The organism is Arcanobacterium bovis, assembly GCF_004331995.1.
Lineage (GTDB): Bacteria > Actinomycetota > Actinomycetes > Actinomycetales > Actinomycetaceae > Arcanobacterium_A > Arcanobacterium_A bovis.
The window spans coordinates 150,329-168,821 of the sequence record NZ_SJDT01000002.1 but is presented as its reverse complement, the minus strand read 5'-3'; the positions used below and the strand labels follow the sequence as shown (position 1 = coordinate 168,821).

The following is an 18,493-nucleotide window of genomic DNA, read 5'->3' as shown; positions in this document are numbered from 1 at the left end:
TGGATATCCACGAAGCCTGTACCCACAGTCAGTGTGATAACCGATTGCGATGTTCTACGTTTTAATGGAGGAAAAATGACCGTATACACCCTTCCCGAGCTTGACTACGATTACGCCGCACTTGAGCCACATATCTCAGCCAAGATCATGGAGCTTCATCACTCAAAGCACCATGCCGCATACGTGACGGGTGCAAACTCTGCGCTCGAAAATCTTGCCAAGGCTCGTGAAGCTGGCGATCTTTCCAAGGTCAATCAGTTCTCAAAGGATCTTGCGTTCAACCTGGGTGGACACACCAACCACTCAATTTTCTGGAAGAACCTCTCCCCTCAGGGCGGCGGCGAACCAGAAGGTGAAATCGCAGAAGCAATTAAGGATTCCTTCGGTAGCTTCGAAAACTTCCAAAAGCATTTCACCGCAGCAGCTACCGGCATTCAGGGATCCGGTTGGGCAGTGCTCGCATACGATTCGATCAGCGGAAAGCTCAATATCTTCCAACTCTTCGATCAGCAGGCAAATGTTCCAGTTGGCACGATTCCAGTATTCATGCTTGACATGTGGGAGCACGCCTTCTACCTTGATTACCTCAACGTTAAGGCAGATTACGTCAAGGCAATTTGGAATATCGTCAATTGGGCAGATGTCAACGAGCGTCTTGTCAATGCAGTCGAAAAGGCTAACTCCCTGATCGTTCGTTGATATTTAGCTGATTTGCTCGGCTCTTAATTTCTGATCGATAAGCAATCACAGCCTTCCACGTTGGCTAGCTTCCAACTCCGCTAGCGGAAGGCACAAACAGATCAGAACACCAACACAAAAGGCTTGCGAGTGCGGACTTTCGTCCGCGCACGCAAGCCTTTTCACGTCAGCATCTACGCCTTGTCCATATCTAACAGCGAAAAAATCTCACCGCTCCAAACATCTCAATACGGGACGTTCGTCCCGATTTTCAATTTACGAAAACAACGCATGCGGTAATTAAGAGAATATCTCTCAATCTGATGCCTATATATGCCCTCACCTTGAAATATGTTTATGAGTGCATTTCATTTAGCTATTTTCAACGAGGTCTATTAGTTCAGATGCTTTTCACATCATTCACCCCGTCTACCAGCGCCATCGGCGACTCAGTTGTACTGTCTGCGCTGCTTGGAATTTTCCCGCTCATTGTATTCTTCGTTATGCTCGGTGTATTCAAGCTTGCTACACACTGGTGTGCGCTAGGATCACTGGCAGTCGCATTCGCATCAGCTGTTATTGGCTTTGGCATGCCAGTGTCGCTCGCTGGCCTGTCGGCCTTGCAAGGCGCAGCATTTGGCATCGCCCCAATCATTTATATCGTCATTGCCGCAGTATGGCTTTACAATCTCACCGTCACTTCGGGCCGTGCCGACGACGTGCGCGCTGTGTTTTCTGCCGTCGGAAAAGGCGATATTCGCATCCAAGCCCTTTTGGTAGCATTCTCTTTCTGTGGACTTCTTGAAGGCCTGGCAGGCTTTGGCGCACCGGTAGCAATCGTTGCGGCCATGCTCGTCACGCTCGGCTTATCCCCTCTCAAAGCAGCAGTTGCAACAATGGTCGGCAATGCCATCAACGTAGGTTTCGGAGCAATGGCAATTCCGATGACGACGGCGGGGCGTCTCGGAGGCGTGCCAGGAGCGGAAGTTGCCGCCACGGCGTCGTCCATCACTCCTTGGATCGCAACTTTCGTTCCAATATTGCTCTTGGCAATTATCGATGGAAAACGTGGACTCAAAGAACTTTGGCTCGTTGCTATCGTGCAAGGAGTAGTGACCTCATTCGGGCAAATCATCGCCGCCAAGTTTATTTCCTATGAACTCACCGCCGTGTTCGCATCCTTGCTTGGATTTGCCGTCACCGCCGCAATTCTCACCAAGATCAAGCCACAAACACCTGCTGAGTTCCGCTCACAAGGACTTGATAACTCCAAGGATACGGGCAAACTTGACGCAGGCCGCATCACCTTGGCTCTCATGCCATACTGGCTCGTGGTAATCATCTTCGCTATTGCAAAACTCTGGCGCTTCGGGATCGACATTCCACAACTTTTGGCTTCAACCGACGAAAAGATTGAATGGCCTGGTCTGTATGGACAACTCATGACGCCGGCCGGCGAAGTTTCCGCCTCACCTATTTATAATCTCCAAACGCTGTCTTCTCCGGGAACAATGATCGTACTTACGGCTTTGATCGTCGCCTTTGTGTACGGGAAGAACTCCTCAGGAAACCGCTTTGACTACTCCTTTAGCCGCGGATTGCGTACTCTTGTTGACACTGTCGTTACGCTCAAGCTTTCTCTTTTGACCATTGCGCTGGTGATGTCGCTGGCATACGTCATGAACTTCTCGGGGCAAACCGTAGCAATCGGAGCCGCTCTTGCCGCAACTGGTTCCGCTTTCGCCTTCCTCTCGCCAATTCTCGGATGGATCGGCACTGCCGTGACTGGCTCAGCAACCTCGTCGAATGCGCTCTTTGCCAATCTCCAATCAACTGCTGCTCATGGCGCATCCTTGGATCCAGGAATTTTGCTTTCTGCCAACTCCATTGGCGGTGGCATCGGAAAGATTGTCTCGCCACAGAACTTGGCAATTGCTTCAACAGCAGTTGGCAAAGTGGGGGCCGAGCCAGAAATCCTGCGCAAAGTGGCACCGTGGTCAATCGGGCTACTCATTTACCTGTGCACAATCGTATTCCTGGCCACTCAAGGAATTATCCCAACCCTTTAATCCCAATTACGTCGATTTACCAATCCACTACCAGAAAGAGGTTTTATGAAAGTCGCACTTTTTGCAACTTGCATAGCCGACTCAATGTTCCCACAAGCGCCACAGGCAACCATGCGTCTGCTAGAGCGCTTAGGGATTACAGTCGATTTCCCACAATCGCAGGCCTGCTGCGGCCAGATGCATATCAACACTGGTTACTACCCAGAAGCAATGCCGCTTATCAAAAACCATGTTGATACCTTCTCCCCCGTGCTCGACGGCGAATGGGACGCGATCGTCGTCCCCTCTGGTTCATGTACTGGTTCGATCCGCCACCAGCAAGAAATGGTTGCCAAGGCTGAAGGATTTGATGGGCTTGCCCGCACCGCAGCGGAGATCGCATCGAAAACCTATGAGCTCTCAGAGTTCCTCGTAGATGTGCTTGGAAAAACCGATGTAGGGGCGTATTTCCCACATCGAGTAACCTATCATCCCACCTGCCATTCGCTACGAGTTGCGCGCGTTGGCGATCGTCCATACCAATTGTTGCGCGAAGTGCAAGGTATCGACCTTGTTGACCTTCCCGAAGCTGAGTCTTGCTGCGGCTTTGGTGGAACTTTCTCCTTGAAGAATGCAGAAACCTCAGCTTCGATGCTGGCAGATAAAATGACGAATATTAAGTCCACAGGAGCAGAAGTGCTCGTAGCTGGCGATTACTCGTGCCTCATGCACATTGCTGGCGGACTTGCCCGCAACCGAGCAGGTGTACGTGCTATGCACCTGGCTGAGGTGCTCGCTGGTACGCAAGATCAACCATGGGTTGCTCCATCAACCACCGTAAAGGCAGGCGTATAAGATATGGCTACTTTCTTGGGAATTCCAAAATTTATCGCAGGTCTCAAGCCTGAACATTCCACGCAATGGGAGGTCGGTCAGCCACTTCCGGAAGACACACTCCGTTGGGGATCAACATTCCCCAAGGGCGCCGCCACTACCTTGCGTAACAGTCAGATGCGCAAGAACTTGGGCCATGCTACCCGCACCATCCGCAACAAACGTAACCTTCGCGTAGCTGAAATGCCAGATTGGGAAGATCTACGCGAGTCAGCTTCGGCAATCAAACACGAAACGATGTCTAATCTTCCCGAACTGCTCGTTCAGATGGAAGAAAACGTCACCAAACGCGGGGGCATCGTTCATTGGGCACGCGACGCCGCCGAAGCCAACGAAGTCATCCTCTCGATCCTGCGCGAAAAGCAGGTAGAAGAAGTGGTAAAAGTAAAATCGATGGTCACTCAAGAGATCAATCTCAACGAGTTCCTCGATTCACATGGCATCAAAGCGTGGGAAACCGATCTCGCCGAAATGATTGTGCAGCTCGGCAAGGATATGCCTTCCCATCTCGTGGTTCCAGCTATTCACCGAAATCGTTCTGAGATTCGCGAAATTTTCCAACGCGAAATGGCTGATGCTCCAGAGGGACTCACGGCAGACCCACGTGAACTCGCCATGGCAGCTCGTGCGCATCTTCGTACTCTATTCCTCAAGTCCAAAGTAGCAATCTCGGGCTCAAATATGATGATCGCCGAGACGGGTACGCTCTCAGTTTATGAATCTGAAGGCAATGGACGTATGTGCCTGACGCTTCCGGAAACGCTTATCTCCGTCGTCGGAATCGAAAAGATGGTGCCACGCTTCCAGGACGCTGAGGTGTTCTCACAGCTCTTGCCACGCTCTGCTACCGGTGAGCGCATGAATCCTTACACCTCTTTCTGGACCGGTGTCACCCCAGGTGATGGGCCACAAGAGTTCCATCTCATCCTCTTGGATAACGGCCGTTCTAAGGCGCTGGCGGACGAAGTCGGCCGCGAAGCTCTGCACTGCATTCGCTGTGCAGCCTGTTTGAACGTGTGCCCAGTTTACGAGCACGTTGGTGGACACGCCTACAACTCGATTTACCCTGGTCCGATCGGAGCAATTCTTACTCCACAGCTGCTCGAAGCAACCGATCACCACGATCCGGCTGCGAGCCTGCCCTTCGCTTCCACGCTCTGCGGGGCATGTGGCGACGTTTGCCCAGTAAAAATCGATATTCCGGGTGCGCTGGTCCATTTGCGCCATCGCTACACCGAGGCTAACCGAGGTGGCCTACCTAATGGTTGGGATGTGGCTATGAAAGCCTCATCCAAGGTTATGTCCGATGGAAAACGCTTTGGCAAAGCGGCACGCATGGCCAAACTTGGACGCCCTGTTGCCGGAAAAGATGAAAAGATTTCCAGCTTGCCATGGCCAGTGAGTGCTTGGACGCGCAATAAGGATATCCCAGCACCTCCGGCGCAGTCCTTCCGTGACTGGTACAACGACGAACAGCAGAAAGGCGAAGCACGATGAGCGCACGCGACGATATTCTCCAGGCAGTCCGCCAGGCACTTTCAACTCAGACAGTGCCAGCTCCTGAACCTATGCGTAATTACCGCCGCACTTCGCAAGACGCTCCGGGTTCTGAAGCCGTCATTGTTGATTTGATCGAGAAACTTGAAGATTACACGGCTCAGGTAGTTCGGTGTAAAGCCGAAGGAATTGCTGATGCAATTGACTCGTTCCTTGCAGACTCCAGTTCTGTTGTAGTGCCCAAAGGGCTAACTCAAGATTGGAAAGACGCCGCTGCCCGCAGCGGACGCAAGCTTCACGAAGATAGTGTGGACGCACCGCTGAGCAATGACGAACTCAATCAGATCGATGCAGTAGTTACTGCATCAGCGGTGGCAATTTCGATGTCTGGAACGATTATCCTCGATGGAGAACCAAATCAGGGACGACGTGCGATTACGCTGATCCCGGACACTCACGTTATCGTGCTTAATGCCAAAGATGTCTACCCAACAGTGCCACAAGCTGTTGAAATTCTTGGTGAGAATCCAACGCGTCCATTCACATGGATTGCAGGTCCTTCGGCTACTTCTGATATCGAACTCGTTCGAGTTGATGGTGTGCATGGACCGCGCAATCTGCGTGTTGTAATCGTCGAATCTTAGCGAACGATCCTCGCTGGATGTAGCTCCAGCACATGACTGTGGGGAGAGCTCCGAAACCCGGAACTCTCCCCACAATCATTGTCTATTAGTGGTTTTACTTACCTGATGGAAGTTGCCCAACGATATCTACTACCACAGCAAAAGCAGGACTCTTCGGCGAGGAAGTTCCCTCTGAGCCTGGCTGGGTAATGAGAACTCGCGAGCCCACGGGCACATCTTTAAGCAAGGCAAATGGAGAGCTTGCCGTTACTGGAACAGCCTGCGGTCCAGTAACGCCATAGGTCGTTTCACCTGTGGAATTATCCCACAAAGACATCGCATACTGTAGATAGACCGTGGTGCCAGAATCTTTAACTGGCTCTCCAGAGCCGCGTGCAATCACAGTTAGCTTACGCTCGGTCGGTTGCGGAGCGCCGTTTTTTACTTTCACAGTCACTGGCGCACCCAAGTTTCCTTGGATTTCCACTGGAAGCTGGTCAAGCGCAGCTTCAGGCTTGGCCTGCGGATCGCCACCCTTGTCTTTGCCCAAAGCGTCCTTGATTTCCACGTAAAATGCGATCACGTCGTCGGCACCAATTCCCGCTGCCGCATTTCCACCCGACGAACCATAGCCCTTGTCCGATGGAACCACCAAAATCACTTTGGATCCAACTTTTTGTCCAGCCAAGCCTTCGGTCCAACCAGCGATTACCTTTTCAAGGAGGAAACCTGTTGGCGCTCCACGCTTAAACGACGAGTCAAAAGCTGTGTCTTTACCCCACACTTGCCCTACATAGTGAGCTATCACGGTATCGGTCTTTTGGACTGGGGCGCCTTTGCCTTCCTCAACAACTTGAACCTTGAGTTCCTTTGGAGCTCCTGAGTCTGGGAAGACAAGCTTCGTGTCCGCACCTTTTTGCTCCACCGTCGGCATTTTTCCATCCCATTCTTTTTGGGACGACGACGCCGAAGAGTTGCTCGACTTCGATTCGCTATTTCCACAGGCAGCAAGACCGAAAACAAGTGCTGCAGCTGCAATACCTGCGATTAGTTGACGTTTCACGTTCACTCCTACTCAATACTGAGATATAGCCACCGGTTGTCCCATGGCTGTTAAAGCAAAATCCCCCGATATTTTATCGGGGAATTTTACAACTCAGTGGAAAGACTCTCCACAAGCGCAGGTGCCTTTTGCCGAAGGATTGTCAATCGTAAATCCTTGACGTTCAATCGAATCAGCAAAATCGATTGTAGCTCCGTCCAAATAAGGAACTGACATGCGATCAACAATCACTTCAACGCCATCAAACTCTGCAATGGCATCGCCATCGAGAAAACGCTCATCAAAGTACAGCTGGTACATCAAGCCAGAGCAACCGCCTGGCTGCACTGCAACGCGCAAGCGAAGATCGTCTCGACCTTCCTGCTCTAGCAGTGACTTTACTTTTTGGGCAGCAACTTCAGTGAGAGTCACACCATGTGTTGCAGCGTCGAGCTTTTCGCTCATTATTTTGACCTCCATCGCAGTCATTATCTGTCGTAGGTACAGCCTAATCTGAATCGGTACAGCTCTCCAATGCACAGTGCACTAATTATTCAACCAGCGAATAACAATTCCTCAAGCTTGCACTGTAAAACCACGTACTGCCAATAATCATGACGAATTGAGAATGCGAATTGTGCTACTAACCACGTGGGCAAACTCGCCACTTAGCCGTTTTACTCACCTATTCCCAACCCCATGTACGGGCGATTCTACCTGCAAGATTTGCAAGCTCTTCCCCATCAACTATTGCGCACATATTGTGGTCTTCCGGCGAGCTCCAGCTATTACCTTCTAGAACTTCGTAGGCTCCTGCCAAACCAAATCGTGGCAGATCACCACGTCGTAATCCCGCCGATTGAGCAACGAGTATCACCGGCACGCCGTGTTCTTGAGCGTAGTCAGAAACAAGCGTTAATCCGCGCGGAATTGACTCTCCAATCACGCCAGTAACGTAGCAAACGAGATCATATTCAGCCAGTTCAGCAGATAAATCAACGCCATCACCGCCACCGGAACGCACCGCAAATTCTGACATTGGCCATATCTGCGCACCACAAAGATCAAAAACGAAGCCTAATCCCCCACCCACACCAGCAAAAGGCTTGGCAGCAGCCAAAATAGCATCAGAACGCCCTACCGCCGATCCACTCCTCACGTGCAATACACCTGCTGGCGAGCCCAAATCCGGGAGATTTCTTTTAATCTCGTGAATCCATGTTCCGGCATGACGTCCAAAATCTTGACCCTCTTGACCGGCAACGCCACGATCGGTCCAAGCTTTTGCCATGCCTGAAACGCCTAATAATTCTTGCTCGGCTCCATAGGTGACAACGATGTTCACTCCTTTGAGCGCAGCACGCACTTCCTCAACCGCAGCGACAAACCACTGCGGGTCGACGTCGTCATAAAAACTCACACCACGGCCAGTGAATGCGCCGAGAAAACCAATTCCAAGATCACTCGTAGCGCAAAAACGTGGTAGGTGAACATGCAGCTCATCGATACTTTCTGCGAGCAGATCGCGCACCAACTGCGCCAAAAAGTCCGAGGAAGCATACGGTAGCGCAGAGCCTACCCATGAATGCGATGCCGCAATATCGACGACGCCGCGGCGCACAGCTCGCGCCGAAGAACTTGCCTTGCGCTCAGCGATAAAGGCCACAGCCTCATCCGTCGAACGTGAGACTACGGTATCCCACGTGTTCGCATACCAATCGACGAGACCAGTAGTGGCCTTGGCAATGCGATTTCCCTCGCAAGACAGCAGATGGAGATGATCGTCAGCGGGGCGCACGCGAGCCCAGCCACGTCGAAACGCATCGGACACGCAGCTGGGCTCGAGACCGCTCATTCCTGAGCTAATACTTAATACGCGCAAAAATTACTCACCTAAACGCGAGAGCATAAGCGATTCAGCAATAATCGCTTTCTTCCAATCATCGAGGTGAAGTGATTCGTTCTCAGAATGAGCACGCGTATCAGGATCTTCAACGCCGGTAACCAGAATCTCTGCGTCTGGGAACACTTCAGCCAAGTCGGAAATGAACGGGATTGATCCGCCGACGCCGATATCCACCGGTTCAACATCCCAAGCGGTGCGCAGTGCCCACTTCGCCAAATCAGTGGCGGCAGAAGCAGTTTTAGCTTGGAATGAAGGGCCTGCTTCGTTCAATTGCACATTAATATGTGCATTAAACGGAACGTGGCTCAACAAGTGCTTCTCGAGAGCCTCAGCCGCTTCACGCGAATCTTGCCCAGGTGCAACGCGCATCGACAAAGTCATTTTCACGGCAGGAATCAAGGTATTCGAAGCAATATCAGTTGGCGTCACGTCCATGCCGATCACCGTGATGGTCGGTTTAGTCCACAGACGCGAGGTGAGTGAACCCGTGCCAGCTAGCTCAATACCGTCGAGCAACCCCATATCTTTACGCAGATCAGCCTCTGGGTAATCAACTGAGGTATCATCGCGCTGCTCAAGACCTTCCACCACGACTTCACCGGCGTCGTTATGCAAGGTCGAGATCAAACGTGCAGCAATCGTTACGGCATCAAGCGTCGGGCCAGAATACATTCCCGAATGTAGCGCGTGATCCAATACAGAAATGTTCACATCGAGCTGGCACACTCCACGCAAGGATGTGGTCAGCGATGGCACGCCTACTTTCCAGTTGTTTGAATCAGCCACCACAATGACATCTGATTTCAGCGTATCTTTATAGGTATTGAGGAAATCTACGAAGGTTGGCGAACCTACTTCCTCTTCACCTTCAATGAACAGTGTGATTCCAACGCCAGGATCAGCCGCTTCGATGGCAGCTAGATGGAGCAATACACCAGCTTTGTCGTCCGCAGCTCCGCGCCCATAGAGACGTCCATCGCGCTCTTGTGCAAGGAATGGCTCTGAATCCCACAGCTCGCTCTTTCCTGGTGGCTGTACGTCGTGATGAGCGTAGAGCAAGACGGTCGGCTTGCCTGGCTCAGCGGGGCGAGTTGCCAAAATCGCAGGACGCCCCACTAATCCGCTCTCTGTCTCGATTTTAATTACTTGCGTATCAAGCCCCAAAGCTCGTGCTTTACCGGCAATCCACTCAGCGGAGCGATCTAGTTCAGCCTGATCGAAAGAAGCGGCAGAAACCGATGGAATCGCCACCAGATCAATCAAATCAGCCTTGGTTTTATCGAAAATAGTGTTCACACGCGAAACAATTGATTCAGTATTCATACTCCAATCCTATCGCCCATCGCTCTGAAAGCAATGTGCGTGCATAAAGTAGCGCAATTTTCAGATAGACTTGGACAGGTTGAAAATATCTCTGCATGACAAGGACGATTACACGTGTTTGGTTCGAAAAAAGAAACTTCGGCAAACGACAAAACTTTCCAGTCGGACACCGACCGTGAAGTAATGCCTAAGGGCTACACTCCTAAGAAGGGCACGCCAACGCCCAAGCGTAAAGAGGTTGAGGCAGCAAATCGCCGCCCCATCGTCGCTGACCGCACCAAGCTCTCACGGGAAGCTAAGAAAGCGCAGCGCGCCGAGAACCGCCGACGTTCGAATGAACTTTACTACAAGCAACAGCAGGCTATGCGTACCGGAGACGAAGCAAATATGCCTGCTCAACATCGTGGAAAGCTCCGCAAATGGGCACGTGATTACGTAGATGCATCTGGGCCCATTTCTGGATGGTTCATGCCAATCGCTATCGCGCTAATCCCGTTGATGGTTGTGCAAATGCGCTTTCCTCAGATTGTCAATTTCGTTGCCATCGCGCTTTACGTGGTGTTCTTCGCAATGTTGATCCACGCGGTAATTATTGTGCGCCGCGCGAAGCTTCTCGCAGGTCACCGCTATGGATTCGACCAGATTCCGCGCGGTTTCACTATGCAAATGCTCGGCCGTGCGTTCTACATCCGACGCTGGCGCCTGCCCGCTGCCCAGGTGAAACGTGGTGAATTCCCACCAGGATCAAGCAAAGAAGATCTCAAGGAAGCCAAGAAAGCTACCAAAGCTTAGCCACAACTCGCTCTCGCACTCAATCCACTTCATGCACGCTCACTGAGCTCTTAGGATGTTTGTGCTCTTCATCAAAGGAATATAAATGACTAACATTAAGCTTTTCAAAGAATCAGAAATTGACGCAGCGGCAATGGCCTCAGGCGTTATCATCGGTTTTTCCAAGAACGACGCCGCCGTCAAACTTGCGTCGTCGATAACCGCGCCGGAGTTTGTGGCTGAGTGCGAAAGCGCGCTAAAAACTCTGCGTGCCAGCGATAAAACGGCAGCAGTGACCACACTAACGGCTCCCTCATATCAGGATCTCTTGGTATTTGCGGTGGGGCTAGGAACTGAGCCTGACCTTGACGAGCTTCGCCAGATTGCCGGCGTAGGTATACGTGCAGCTGCAGGTCTTGAAGAAGTGACCGTAGCGCTTCCCCATTCAACCAATGCCGAACTTGAAGCAATTTCCGAAGGAGCATTGCTCGGCGCATACGATTTCACCCGTTATCGTTCAGATGCCGATAAGCCTGTTAGCACGATCAATATTCACTCCACCCTCTCTGATGTAGAAAGCATTATTGAGCGTTCGAGCATCATTGCCCAAAACGTCAATTCGGTGCGCGATTTGGTCAATACACCAGCTAATGACCTCAACACGGAATCATTTGCCCAGTACGCACTCACCGAAGCTCAGGCTGCGGGTTGTAGCGTGCATGTATATGACTTGGCACAGCTCCACAAGGAAAAACTCGCTGGCCTCATCGCAGTGGGACAAGGCTCTGCCAACGAACCAAAGCTGGTCCGCATCGAATGGAATCCCAGTGAGGCAAACGGATTCACTGCACTCGTTGGCAAAGGCATCATGTTCGACACCGGCGGTTATTCCTTGAAGCCGTCGTCAGCTATTACGGAAATGAAAACGGACATGGGCGGCGCCGCAACTATCTTGCACGCCGTCATTACCGCCGCCCGCCTCAAGCTCCCAACGAAAGTCGTGGGCTGGATGTGCCTGGCTGAGAATATGATTTCAGGAAAGGCAACGCGCCCAGACGACGTCATCGTCTATCGCAATGGCGTTTCGGTTGAAATCAACAATACCGACGCCGAAGGACGTCTCGTTCTGGCAGACGGCCTCATCATGGCAACCGATGAGGAGCCAGATGCGGTCATTGACGTTGCCACCTTGACCGGTGCACAGATGGTAGCCCTGGGTGAACGCTACACGGGAATCATGGGTACTGATGAGACTCGCGAAGAAGTGCTCTCAGCGGCACAAAATGCTGGCGAGCTCGCTTGGGGAATGCCACTTCCAGAGCATCTTAAGTCGAGCCTGAAGTCCGATATCGCCGATATGAAGAACACCGGCTCGCGTTACGGAGGCATGCTTACAGCAGGACTCTTCTTGCAGCGATTCGTGGGCGATATTCCTTGGGCTCATATCGATATTGCTGGTCCATCGTTCAACCGGGAGGGCGCCTACGGCTACACCCCCAAGGGTGCTACGGGCACTATGATGCGCACGCTCGTGCACTACCTCGAAGAAAAGGCTCTCGAGAACTGAACGTTCAACCAGAAAATGCATCGGCACACCCAGTGTGCTGCAAGCGTGCCGTTTTCCTCAGACGTTCACAACAATCTGAGGGAAATGGTAGCGTGAGTTAGCACCATGTTAAGTGGTTAAGCTTCACAGAAAAGTCCGGGACGATCTATTTGCTTTAGCTATTCGCTTTAGCGACGGGTCGAGCCCGGATTTTTCTTATTCCATTCGCGCATCTGGGGCGGATAGCCACGTTCGGCCACGTCAAACAGCGGAATTTCCAGTTTTTGCGCAATCTTTCGAGCCGATGCCGCGTCGGTCACTTTTCGCCGCGTCCATTCGCCGTCCGCTGCCACTAAAACTAACGCAGCACTTTCGCGCGGCGTTGCTTCCTCAAAATAGGCTTCTACAGAACTTCTGGTAGCTACAAAATCGGCAAAGTACTCTTGAGCACTGTGAATTTGGGATCGAGTTGGAGAGGCACCAAGATCAACCACATCCAATTTGGACCGCGTCCAACGAGAAAACAGGCCCATATCAATTCCTTTTCACTGCTCGGGCTATATACGTGCGTTCATTTTAGACATAGAAATGCGATAAATCACATTCCGATTTTCTTCTAAATACAGGAAATTCGAAAAGTAGTTAGCTTTCTTACCTTTCTGGTGGGTGATTTAGGGCGAAAAATCCTTCTAAAAGTGGTTGAATTAGGACGAAGGTACTTGTTGATCCAATCGCGGATCCGATACTCGAGGGAGAGGTACGTGGCAGACACGAAAGAATACGATGTAGTGATCCTCGGCGCCGGGTCGGGCGGCTATGCGGCAGCAATGCGCGCAGGGCAGCTTGGTTTGAGCGTCGCTCTAGTTGAGGGTGACAAGGTGGGTGGCACCTGTCTCCACCGTGGATGTATCCCAACTAAAGCGCTGTTGCACGCAGCTGAGGTGGCCGATGAGATGCGCGAAGGTGCAAGCATCGGTGTCAAAGGTTCATTCGACGGCATCGACATGGAAGCACTCAACAGCTACAAAGCCGGAGTAATTGAAGGCCTATACAAGGGACTCACAGGACTCATTGGCTCACGTGGCATTGAAACAATCAACGGCTGGGGACGCCTCGTATCTCAAGACACGGTAGAAGTAAACGGACAGCTCCTCAAAGGAAAAAACATTATTTTGGCTTCGGGTTCCTACTCAAAGACCATCGGCCAGAAGATTACAAACCGCGTGATCACTTCGGAACAAGCACTTGAAATGACAACAGTTCCAAATTCTGTGATCGTGCTCGGCGGCGGCGTGATTGGCGTGGAGTTCGCATCTGTGTGGGCATCCTACGGCGCCGACGTGACCATTATTGAAGGTCTTGATCACCTCGTACCTAATGAAGACGAAGCTATCTCCAAGCACCTTGAGCGCGCATTCCGCAAGCGCAAGATCGCTTTCAAGACCAAGACGATGTTTGATCGGGTTGAGGAGGACGAGAACGGCGTACACGTCTTTACCCAAGATGGAAAGCAGTACGACGCCGAATACTTGCTGATCGCCATTGGCCGCGGTCCATCCACGGCAAACCTTGGATACGAAGAACAAGGTATTACTCTCGATCGCGGTTTCGTGATCACAAACGAGCGCCTGCACACCGGCGTCGGAAATATCTACGCAGTTGGCGACATCGTACCGGGCGTACAGCTCGCACACCGTGGATTCTTGCAAGGTATTTTCGTCGCTGAGGAGATTGCGGGACTCAATCCAAAGGTAATCGACGAAAACAACATCCCGAAGGTAACCTTCTGCAACCCTGAAATTGCCTCTGTTGGACTTTCCCAGAAGAAAGCCGAAGAGAAATACGGCAAAGAGAACGTCGAAACTGTTGAGTTTAACTTGGCCGGCAACGGAAAGTCGCAGATGCTCAAAACCTCCGGTTTCGTCAAGCTCATTAGGGAAAAGGACGGCCCGATCGTCGGTTTCAGCGCCATTGGTGCACGCATGGGTGAACAGGTCGGAGAAGGCCAGCTCATGGTAACGTGGGAAGCGTTCCCTGAGGACTTCGAAGGCATGATCCACGCCCACCCAACCCAGAACGAATCGGTTGGCGAAGCTATTCTGGCTCTTGCCGGCAAGCCACTTCACACCCACAACTGAGAATAGAAATTAGGGAGAAATCAGTATCATGTCTGAACCCATTAAGATGCCCGCTCTGGGCGAATCCGTGACCGAAGGTACAGTCACAACCTGGCTGAAAGAAGTTGGCGATACCGTTGAAGCTGACGAACCTATTCTCGAAGTCTCAACCGATAAGGTAGACACCGAAGTTCCAGCTCCAGCTGCCGGCGTGCTCGAGAAGATCACCGTGAACGAGGATGAGACCGTTGAAGTCGGTACCGTTCTCGGTTACATTGGGGATGGTTCTGGTGCAGCAGATTCGAACGATTCGGGCTCTGATGAAGAATCTCAGCCAAGCGAAGAATCCGCGCAAGACTCCGATAAGGGCGCTGAAGAGGAAGCTCCAAAGGCAGAAAGCAACTCGGGCAACTCCGCAGACGCCGTTGAAGTTAAGATGCCGGCACTCGGCGAATCCGTGACCGAAGGCACCGTCACTACTTGGTTGAAAGAAGTTGGCGATACCGTTGAAGAAGACGAGCCGATCCTCGAAGTCTCAACCGATAAGGTAGACACCGAAGTTCCAGCTCCTGCCGCCGGCGTGATTACCAAGATCATCGTGAATGAAGATGAGACGGTTGAAGTTGGCACGGTATTGGCGATCATCGGCGGAGAATCTGAGGATTCCGCTCCAGCTGAAGAAGCTCCAAAAGCTGCTGAGGCCCCAGCCGAATCCAGCTCAGAAGAGAAATCCGAGCCAAAGTCTGAGCCAGCAGCGCAGGCATCGCCTGCAAGCCCTCCAGCAGTCAGCGCTGCTCAAGAAGCTCCAGCCGACACCGTTTCGTCCGAATCGGCATACGTCACGCCGATCGTTCGCAAGCTCGCGAAAGAACTCGGCGTCGACCTGAACTCGGTCAAGGGTACCGGCGTGGGTGGACGCGTACGCCGTCAAGATATTGAAGCAGCTGCCGAAGCTGCTAAGGCGGCCGCAAATGAAGCTGCTCCAGTTGCTTCAGCCCCTGTAGCAGCCAGCGCTCCTGCAAGTGCAGCTACGGGATCTGTCAAGGCTCAGGTTGCACAGAAGGCCGCTCAAGCATCCAGCAAGCGTGGCACGCGCCAGAAGATGAGTGGTTTGCGTAAGACGATTGCCAAGCGCATGGTTGAATCGCTCGAAACCTCAGCACAGCTCACCACGGTGATGGAAGTTGATGTGACTCGCATCGTGGCACTGCGTGCAAAGGCAAAGGATGCTTTCACTGCTCGTGAAGGCGTCAAGCTCACCTACCTGCCGTTCTTCATTAAGGCAGCAACAGAAGCTCTCAAGGCTCACCCAATCATCAATAGCTCAGTAGAAGGTAGCGAAATCGTCTACCACAATGTTGAGCACGTTGGCATTGCGGTTGATACCGAAAAGGGACTCTTTGTGCCGGTTATTAAGAATGCAGGCGATCTCAACATTGCTGGTATTTCGAAGGCCGTGGGCGATCTCGCTGCACGTACTCGTGATGGAAAGATTGGCGCCGATGAGATGGCAGGCTCGACCTTCACCATCACCAACACCGGCTCAATTGGAGCTATCTTCGACACTCCAATTATTAACCAGCCCAACGTTGCCATTATGGGTACAGGTGCGATCTTCAAGGCGCCTGGCGTTGTCAAGGATCAGGACGGCAATGAAGTCATTGCAATCCGTTCTAAGTGCTACCTCTCCATCTCTTACGATCACCGTATTGTGGACGGCGCAGATGCGTCGCGCTTCTTGCGTGATGTGAAGGATCGCCTCGAAGAGGGCGATTTCGGCGCAGAGATCGGACTCTGATCTAGCTAGTTTCTCATGGGCTTGGTGTTGCAAGGTTCTCCTTTCAACACCAAGCCCATTTTATTCGCTATGGTGAGATAGTTTGACGAATAAAAGAATAAGGACATTGTGAAACGAAAGATTGATCTTGGTTCCAAGCTGGGTGGATATCGCGACCTCCCCCGCCTAACAAGCGCTTTGTATTTGCTTATCTCTTTCATTGGACGCCTCCCAACGTCCATGAACGTGATAGGCGTGCTAACTCTTGTTACAGTGACTACCGGTTCAGTAGCCAGCGGGGCGGTTGTATCCGCAGCACAAGCCATTGCAACTGGAATTGGAAATCCAATCATCGGCCGCCTGACCGATAAATACGGTCAACGCCGTCCTTTGCTCTACATAGCACCAGTAAGTGTTATCTCACTGCTTTCATTTGTGACGGCAGCTGTTTACGGCGCACCCCTATGGGTTCTCGCCTTACTCTGCGCACTTATCGGCTTAACCACTTCGCCAATCGGCGCACTTGCCCGCATTCGCTGGTATGAGTTATCAAAGACCCCTCCCCAGTTAGCTGCTGCTTTATCATGGGAATCTACGATAGACGAGATGTCATTCGTACTAGGGCCAGCTGCAGTAGGCCTACTAGCTGCGCTCATTCATCCCGCTATCCCACTCATCGTCACCGCGTGTATCGTCGTCACCTGCGTTGTACCATTCGCGTTATCGAAGTACAGCGTGGGCGCATCGAGCACTGATGAGATAGCTAACTCGCCCAAAATGGTTTTCGTGATGCGACGCGTGGCCGTTTCACTCGGCGCAATGGCAACACTAGGCATGTTCTTTGGAGCCATGCAAACCTCGGTGACTGGCTACGCAAATGCGGTAGGGCAACCCGGCAAGGCCGGCATTATTTACGCCGCTCTTGGCCTCAGTTCGGCGATTACTGCGCTCGGCGCCGTCGTCATTCCAGAAAGAATTTCCCAAGAAAAGCGCATCATTATTGCTGGAATTGCCATTGCACTAGGCGCATTCTCCTGTTCCTTGGCAACATCTGACTGGAATCTCGCCATGTTGATGTTTGTCAACGGACTTGCTATTGGTCCAGCTTCGGTGGCGATTTTCACCCTCGCCGGCAGACTTGCTCCCCCGGGTGGCGGCGCTGTTGCAGTAACTGCATTAGGATCGATGAATGTGATTGGAGTGTCGCTCTCTTCAACTTTGGCTGGCACCCTGCTCGAAATCTATCTGCCGTATGGATTCTACGTTGCTGCAGGTTCGGCACTTCTCATGACCTTTGTTACCCTATTGACGGCACGAGCGGAAATCCGCAGCTGATCTGCATGAACCCTCTATTTGGCGGCATTATTCAAATCAATTAGAATTTGAACACAAGAACTTTAGTGAAGGAAGATCCATGACCAAACGCGAAGACACCACAGCAAAGCCTAAGAAAGTCAAGAAAAAGCGCTGGTATTCATACCTAGCAGACGCTTATAAGATTTCGGCCAAGACTTTCTCTTGGACTCCATACGCAGTTTTCGGCTCACTTTTTGGCATTATCGCTGTGTCCGTATTGGTTGGCATTTTGACTGATCGACTTATTTTGTGGTCGATTATGGGCGTGCTTTTGGGTGCCACCGTAGCGCTTTTAATTCTTACCCAGCTCGTGAAAAAAGCCTCCTATATGCAGATCGACGGCGTTCCAGGTGCCGTTGCTGCGGTGCTGGATCAGGTTAAGCGTGGTTGGACTGTGTCGAGCGAGCCAGTGCGTTTTAACCCACGCACTCAGGACATGATCTTCCGCGCCATCGGACGCCCCGGCGTCGTACTTATCTCCGAAGGCCCAAGCCACCGCGTGCAGAAACTGCTTTCCGAAGAACGCCAGTGGATCAAACGAGTAGCTCCTGGTGCTCCGGTGCATGTCATCAAGGTTGGCAACGACGAGGGTCAAGTATCGCTGGAGAAATTACAGGCAGCGATGCGGCGTCTACCAAAAGCTATTACCAACCAAGAAATTTCAGCTTTGGCAGTGCGCCTCGACGCTGTTAAGCCGTCCGCACTCCCAATTCCAAAGGGAATTGATCCAACGAAGGTGCGTGCAAATCGTCGTGCCATGCGCGGCTAATGAAACAACAATAGGATACGCATACTATATGATGCGCATCATATTTTTAACCCATTTCAGAGGTATCTTTCTTACATGATGAGATGTGGCGGGTCGAAATCCAAAATCGACTCGCCACATTCGCATTTTCAGCCCAGAGTTTCCTA

Annotated in this window: 16 protein-coding genes; 11 read left to right on the top strand and 5 right to left on the bottom strand. The window is 51.9% G+C overall.

Annotation, left to right across the window (positions count from 1 at the left end):
* Nucleotides 1-75: 75 nt before the first annotated feature.
* From EZJ44_RS02710 to EZJ44_RS02690, 5 genes are all read left to right on the top strand, one after another.
* On the top strand, nt 76-699 hold the full coding sequence (locus EZJ44_RS02710; RefSeq protein ID WP_131279878.1) for a superoxide dismutase: 624 nt from the start codon (nt 76-78) through the stop codon (nt 697-699).
* Between the two features lie 383 nt (nt 700-1,082).
* The gene (locus EZJ44_RS02705; RefSeq protein WP_131279876.1) at nt 1,083-2,747 is read left to right on the top strand and encodes an L-lactate permease; all 1,665 of its coding nucleotides are present in this window, start codon (nt 1,083-1,085) and stop codon (nt 2,745-2,747) included.
* 45 nt (nt 2,748-2,792) lie between these two features.
* On the top strand, nt 2,793-3,581 hold the full coding sequence (locus EZJ44_RS02700; protein ID WP_131279874.1) for a (Fe-S)-binding protein: 789 nt from the start codon (nt 2,793-2,795) through the stop codon (nt 3,579-3,581).
* 3 nt (nt 3,582-3,584) lie between these two features.
* Complete coding sequence (locus tag EZJ44_RS02695; RefSeq protein WP_131279872.1) at nt 3,585-5,117, top strand: LutB/LldF family L-lactate oxidation iron-sulfur protein; 1,533 nt, start codon at nt 3,585-3,587, stop codon at nt 5,115-5,117.
* A complete protein-coding gene (locus EZJ44_RS02690; RefSeq protein WP_131279870.1) occupies nt 5,114-5,761 on the top strand; it encodes a LutC/YkgG family protein in 648 nt (215 codons plus the stop codon). The genes EZJ44_RS02695 and EZJ44_RS02690 overlap by 4 nt, the downstream gene beginning before the upstream one ends.
* A gap of 94 nt (nt 5,762-5,855) precedes the next feature.
* On the opposite strand, the gene EZJ44_RS02685 is transcribed toward EZJ44_RS02690, so the two are convergent.
* The 4 genes from EZJ44_RS02685 to EZJ44_RS02670 form a co-directional block, all read right to left on the bottom strand.
* Entirely contained in the window at nt 5,856-6,803 is a 948-nt protein-coding gene (locus EZJ44_RS02685) for an FKBP-type peptidyl-prolyl cis-trans isomerase (RefSeq protein ID WP_131279868.1), read from the bottom strand.
* A gap of 93 nt (nt 6,804-6,896) precedes the next feature.
* The gene (gene erpA, locus EZJ44_RS02680) at nt 6,897-7,247 is read right to left on the bottom strand and encodes an iron-sulfur cluster insertion protein ErpA (protein ID WP_131279866.1); all 351 of its coding nucleotides are present in this window, start codon (nt 7,245-7,247) and stop codon (nt 6,897-6,899) included.
* 220 nt (nt 7,248-7,467) lie between these two features.
* On the bottom strand, nt 7,468-8,637 hold the full coding sequence (locus EZJ44_RS02675) for a glycerate kinase (protein ID WP_131279864.1): 1,170 nt from the start codon (nt 8,635-8,637) through the stop codon (nt 7,468-7,470).
* 30 nt (nt 8,638-8,667) lie between these two features.
* Complete coding sequence (locus tag EZJ44_RS02670; protein WP_131279862.1) at nt 8,668-10,011, bottom strand: dipeptidase; 1,344 nt, start codon at nt 10,009-10,011, stop codon at nt 8,668-8,670.
* Between the two features lie 114 nt (nt 10,012-10,125).
* Between EZJ44_RS02670 and EZJ44_RS02665 the strand changes: the two genes are divergently transcribed.
* Both EZJ44_RS02665 and EZJ44_RS02660 read left to right on the top strand, forming a co-directional pair.
* A complete protein-coding gene (locus EZJ44_RS02665) occupies nt 10,126-10,803 on the top strand; it encodes a DUF3043 domain-containing protein (RefSeq protein ID WP_131279860.1) in 678 nt (225 codons plus the stop codon).
* 85 nt (nt 10,804-10,888) lie between these two features.
* Nucleotides 10,889-12,349 carry a leucyl aminopeptidase gene (locus EZJ44_RS02660; protein ID WP_131279858.1) on the top strand — a complete coding sequence of 487 codons (1,461 nt, stop codon included), beginning with the start codon at nt 10,889-10,891 and terminating at the stop codon, nt 12,347-12,349.
* 167 nt (nt 12,350-12,516) lie between these two features.
* On the opposite strand, the gene EZJ44_RS02655 is transcribed toward EZJ44_RS02660, so the two are convergent.
* A complete protein-coding gene (locus EZJ44_RS02655; RefSeq protein WP_131279856.1) occupies nt 12,517-12,861 on the bottom strand; it encodes an oxidoreductase in 345 nt (114 codons plus the stop codon).
* A 228-nt stretch (nt 12,862-13,089) separates the two neighbouring features.
* Between EZJ44_RS02655 and lpdA the strand changes: the two genes are divergently transcribed.
* The 4 genes from lpdA (at nt 13,090) to EZJ44_RS02635 (ending at nt 18,347) form a co-directional block, all read left to right on the top strand.
* A complete protein-coding gene (lpdA, locus tag EZJ44_RS02650; RefSeq protein WP_131279855.1) occupies nt 13,090-14,466 on the top strand; it encodes a dihydrolipoyl dehydrogenase in 1,377 nt (458 codons plus the stop codon).
* A gap of 28 nt (nt 14,467-14,494) precedes the next feature.
* Nucleotides 14,495-16,243, top strand: a complete 1,749-nt coding sequence (gene sucB, locus EZJ44_RS02645; RefSeq protein WP_131279853.1) for a 2-oxoglutarate dehydrogenase, E2 component, dihydrolipoamide succinyltransferase — start codon at nt 14,495-14,497, stop codon at nt 16,241-16,243.
* Nucleotides 16,244-16,351: 108 nt separating this feature from the next.
* Complete coding sequence (locus EZJ44_RS02640; protein WP_131279851.1) at nt 16,352-17,557, top strand: MFS transporter; 1,206 nt, start codon at nt 16,352-16,354, stop codon at nt 17,555-17,557.
* A gap of 79 nt (nt 17,558-17,636) precedes the next feature.
* Entirely contained in the window at nt 17,637-18,347 is a 711-nt protein-coding gene (locus tag EZJ44_RS02635) for a DUF4191 domain-containing protein (protein ID WP_131279849.1), read from the top strand.
* The last annotated feature ends 146 nt before the right edge of the window (nt 18,348-18,493 follow it).

What these genes read in the sequence shown, in the direction of transcription:
- EZJ44_RS02710 (WP_131279878.1), top strand. Translation starts at nt 76, where the DNA reads ATGACCGTATACACCCTTCCCGAGCTTGACTACGATTACGCCGCACTT.
- EZJ44_RS02705 (WP_131279876.1), top strand. Translation starts at nt 1,083, where the DNA reads ATGCTTTTCACATCATTCACCCCGTCTACCAGCGCCATCGGCGACTCA.
- EZJ44_RS02700 (WP_131279874.1), top strand. Translation starts at nt 2,793, where the DNA reads ATGAAAGTCGCACTTTTTGCAACTTGCATAGCCGACTCAATGTTCCCA.
- EZJ44_RS02695 (WP_131279872.1), top strand. Translation starts at nt 3,585, where the DNA reads ATGGCTACTTTCTTGGGAATTCCAAAATTTATCGCAGGTCTCAAGCCT.
- EZJ44_RS02690 (WP_131279870.1), top strand. Translation starts at nt 5,114, where the DNA reads ATGAGCGCACGCGACGATATTCTCCAGGCAGTCCGCCAGGCACTTTCA.
- erpA (WP_131279866.1), bottom strand. Translation starts at nt 7,247, where the DNA reads ATGAGCGAAAAGCTCGACGCTGCAACACATGGTGTGACTCTCACTGAA.
- EZJ44_RS02675 (WP_131279864.1), bottom strand. Translation starts at nt 8,637, where the DNA reads ATGAGCGGTCTCGAGCCCAGCTGCGTGTCCGATGCGTTTCGACGTGGC.
- EZJ44_RS02670 (WP_131279862.1), bottom strand. Translation starts at nt 10,011, where the DNA reads ATGAATACTGAATCAATTGTTTCGCGTGTGAACACTATTTTCGATAAA.
- EZJ44_RS02660 (WP_131279858.1), top strand. Translation starts at nt 10,889, where the DNA reads ATGACTAACATTAAGCTTTTCAAAGAATCAGAAATTGACGCAGCGGCA.
- EZJ44_RS02655 (WP_131279856.1), bottom strand. Translation starts at nt 12,861, where the DNA reads ATGGGCCTGTTTTCTCGTTGGACGCGGTCCAAATTGGATGTGGTTGAT.
- sucB (WP_131279853.1), top strand. Translation starts at nt 14,495, where the DNA reads ATGTCTGAACCCATTAAGATGCCCGCTCTGGGCGAATCCGTGACCGAA.
- EZJ44_RS02635 (WP_131279849.1), top strand. Translation starts at nt 17,637, where the DNA reads ATGACCAAACGCGAAGACACCACAGCAAAGCCTAAGAAAGTCAAGAAA.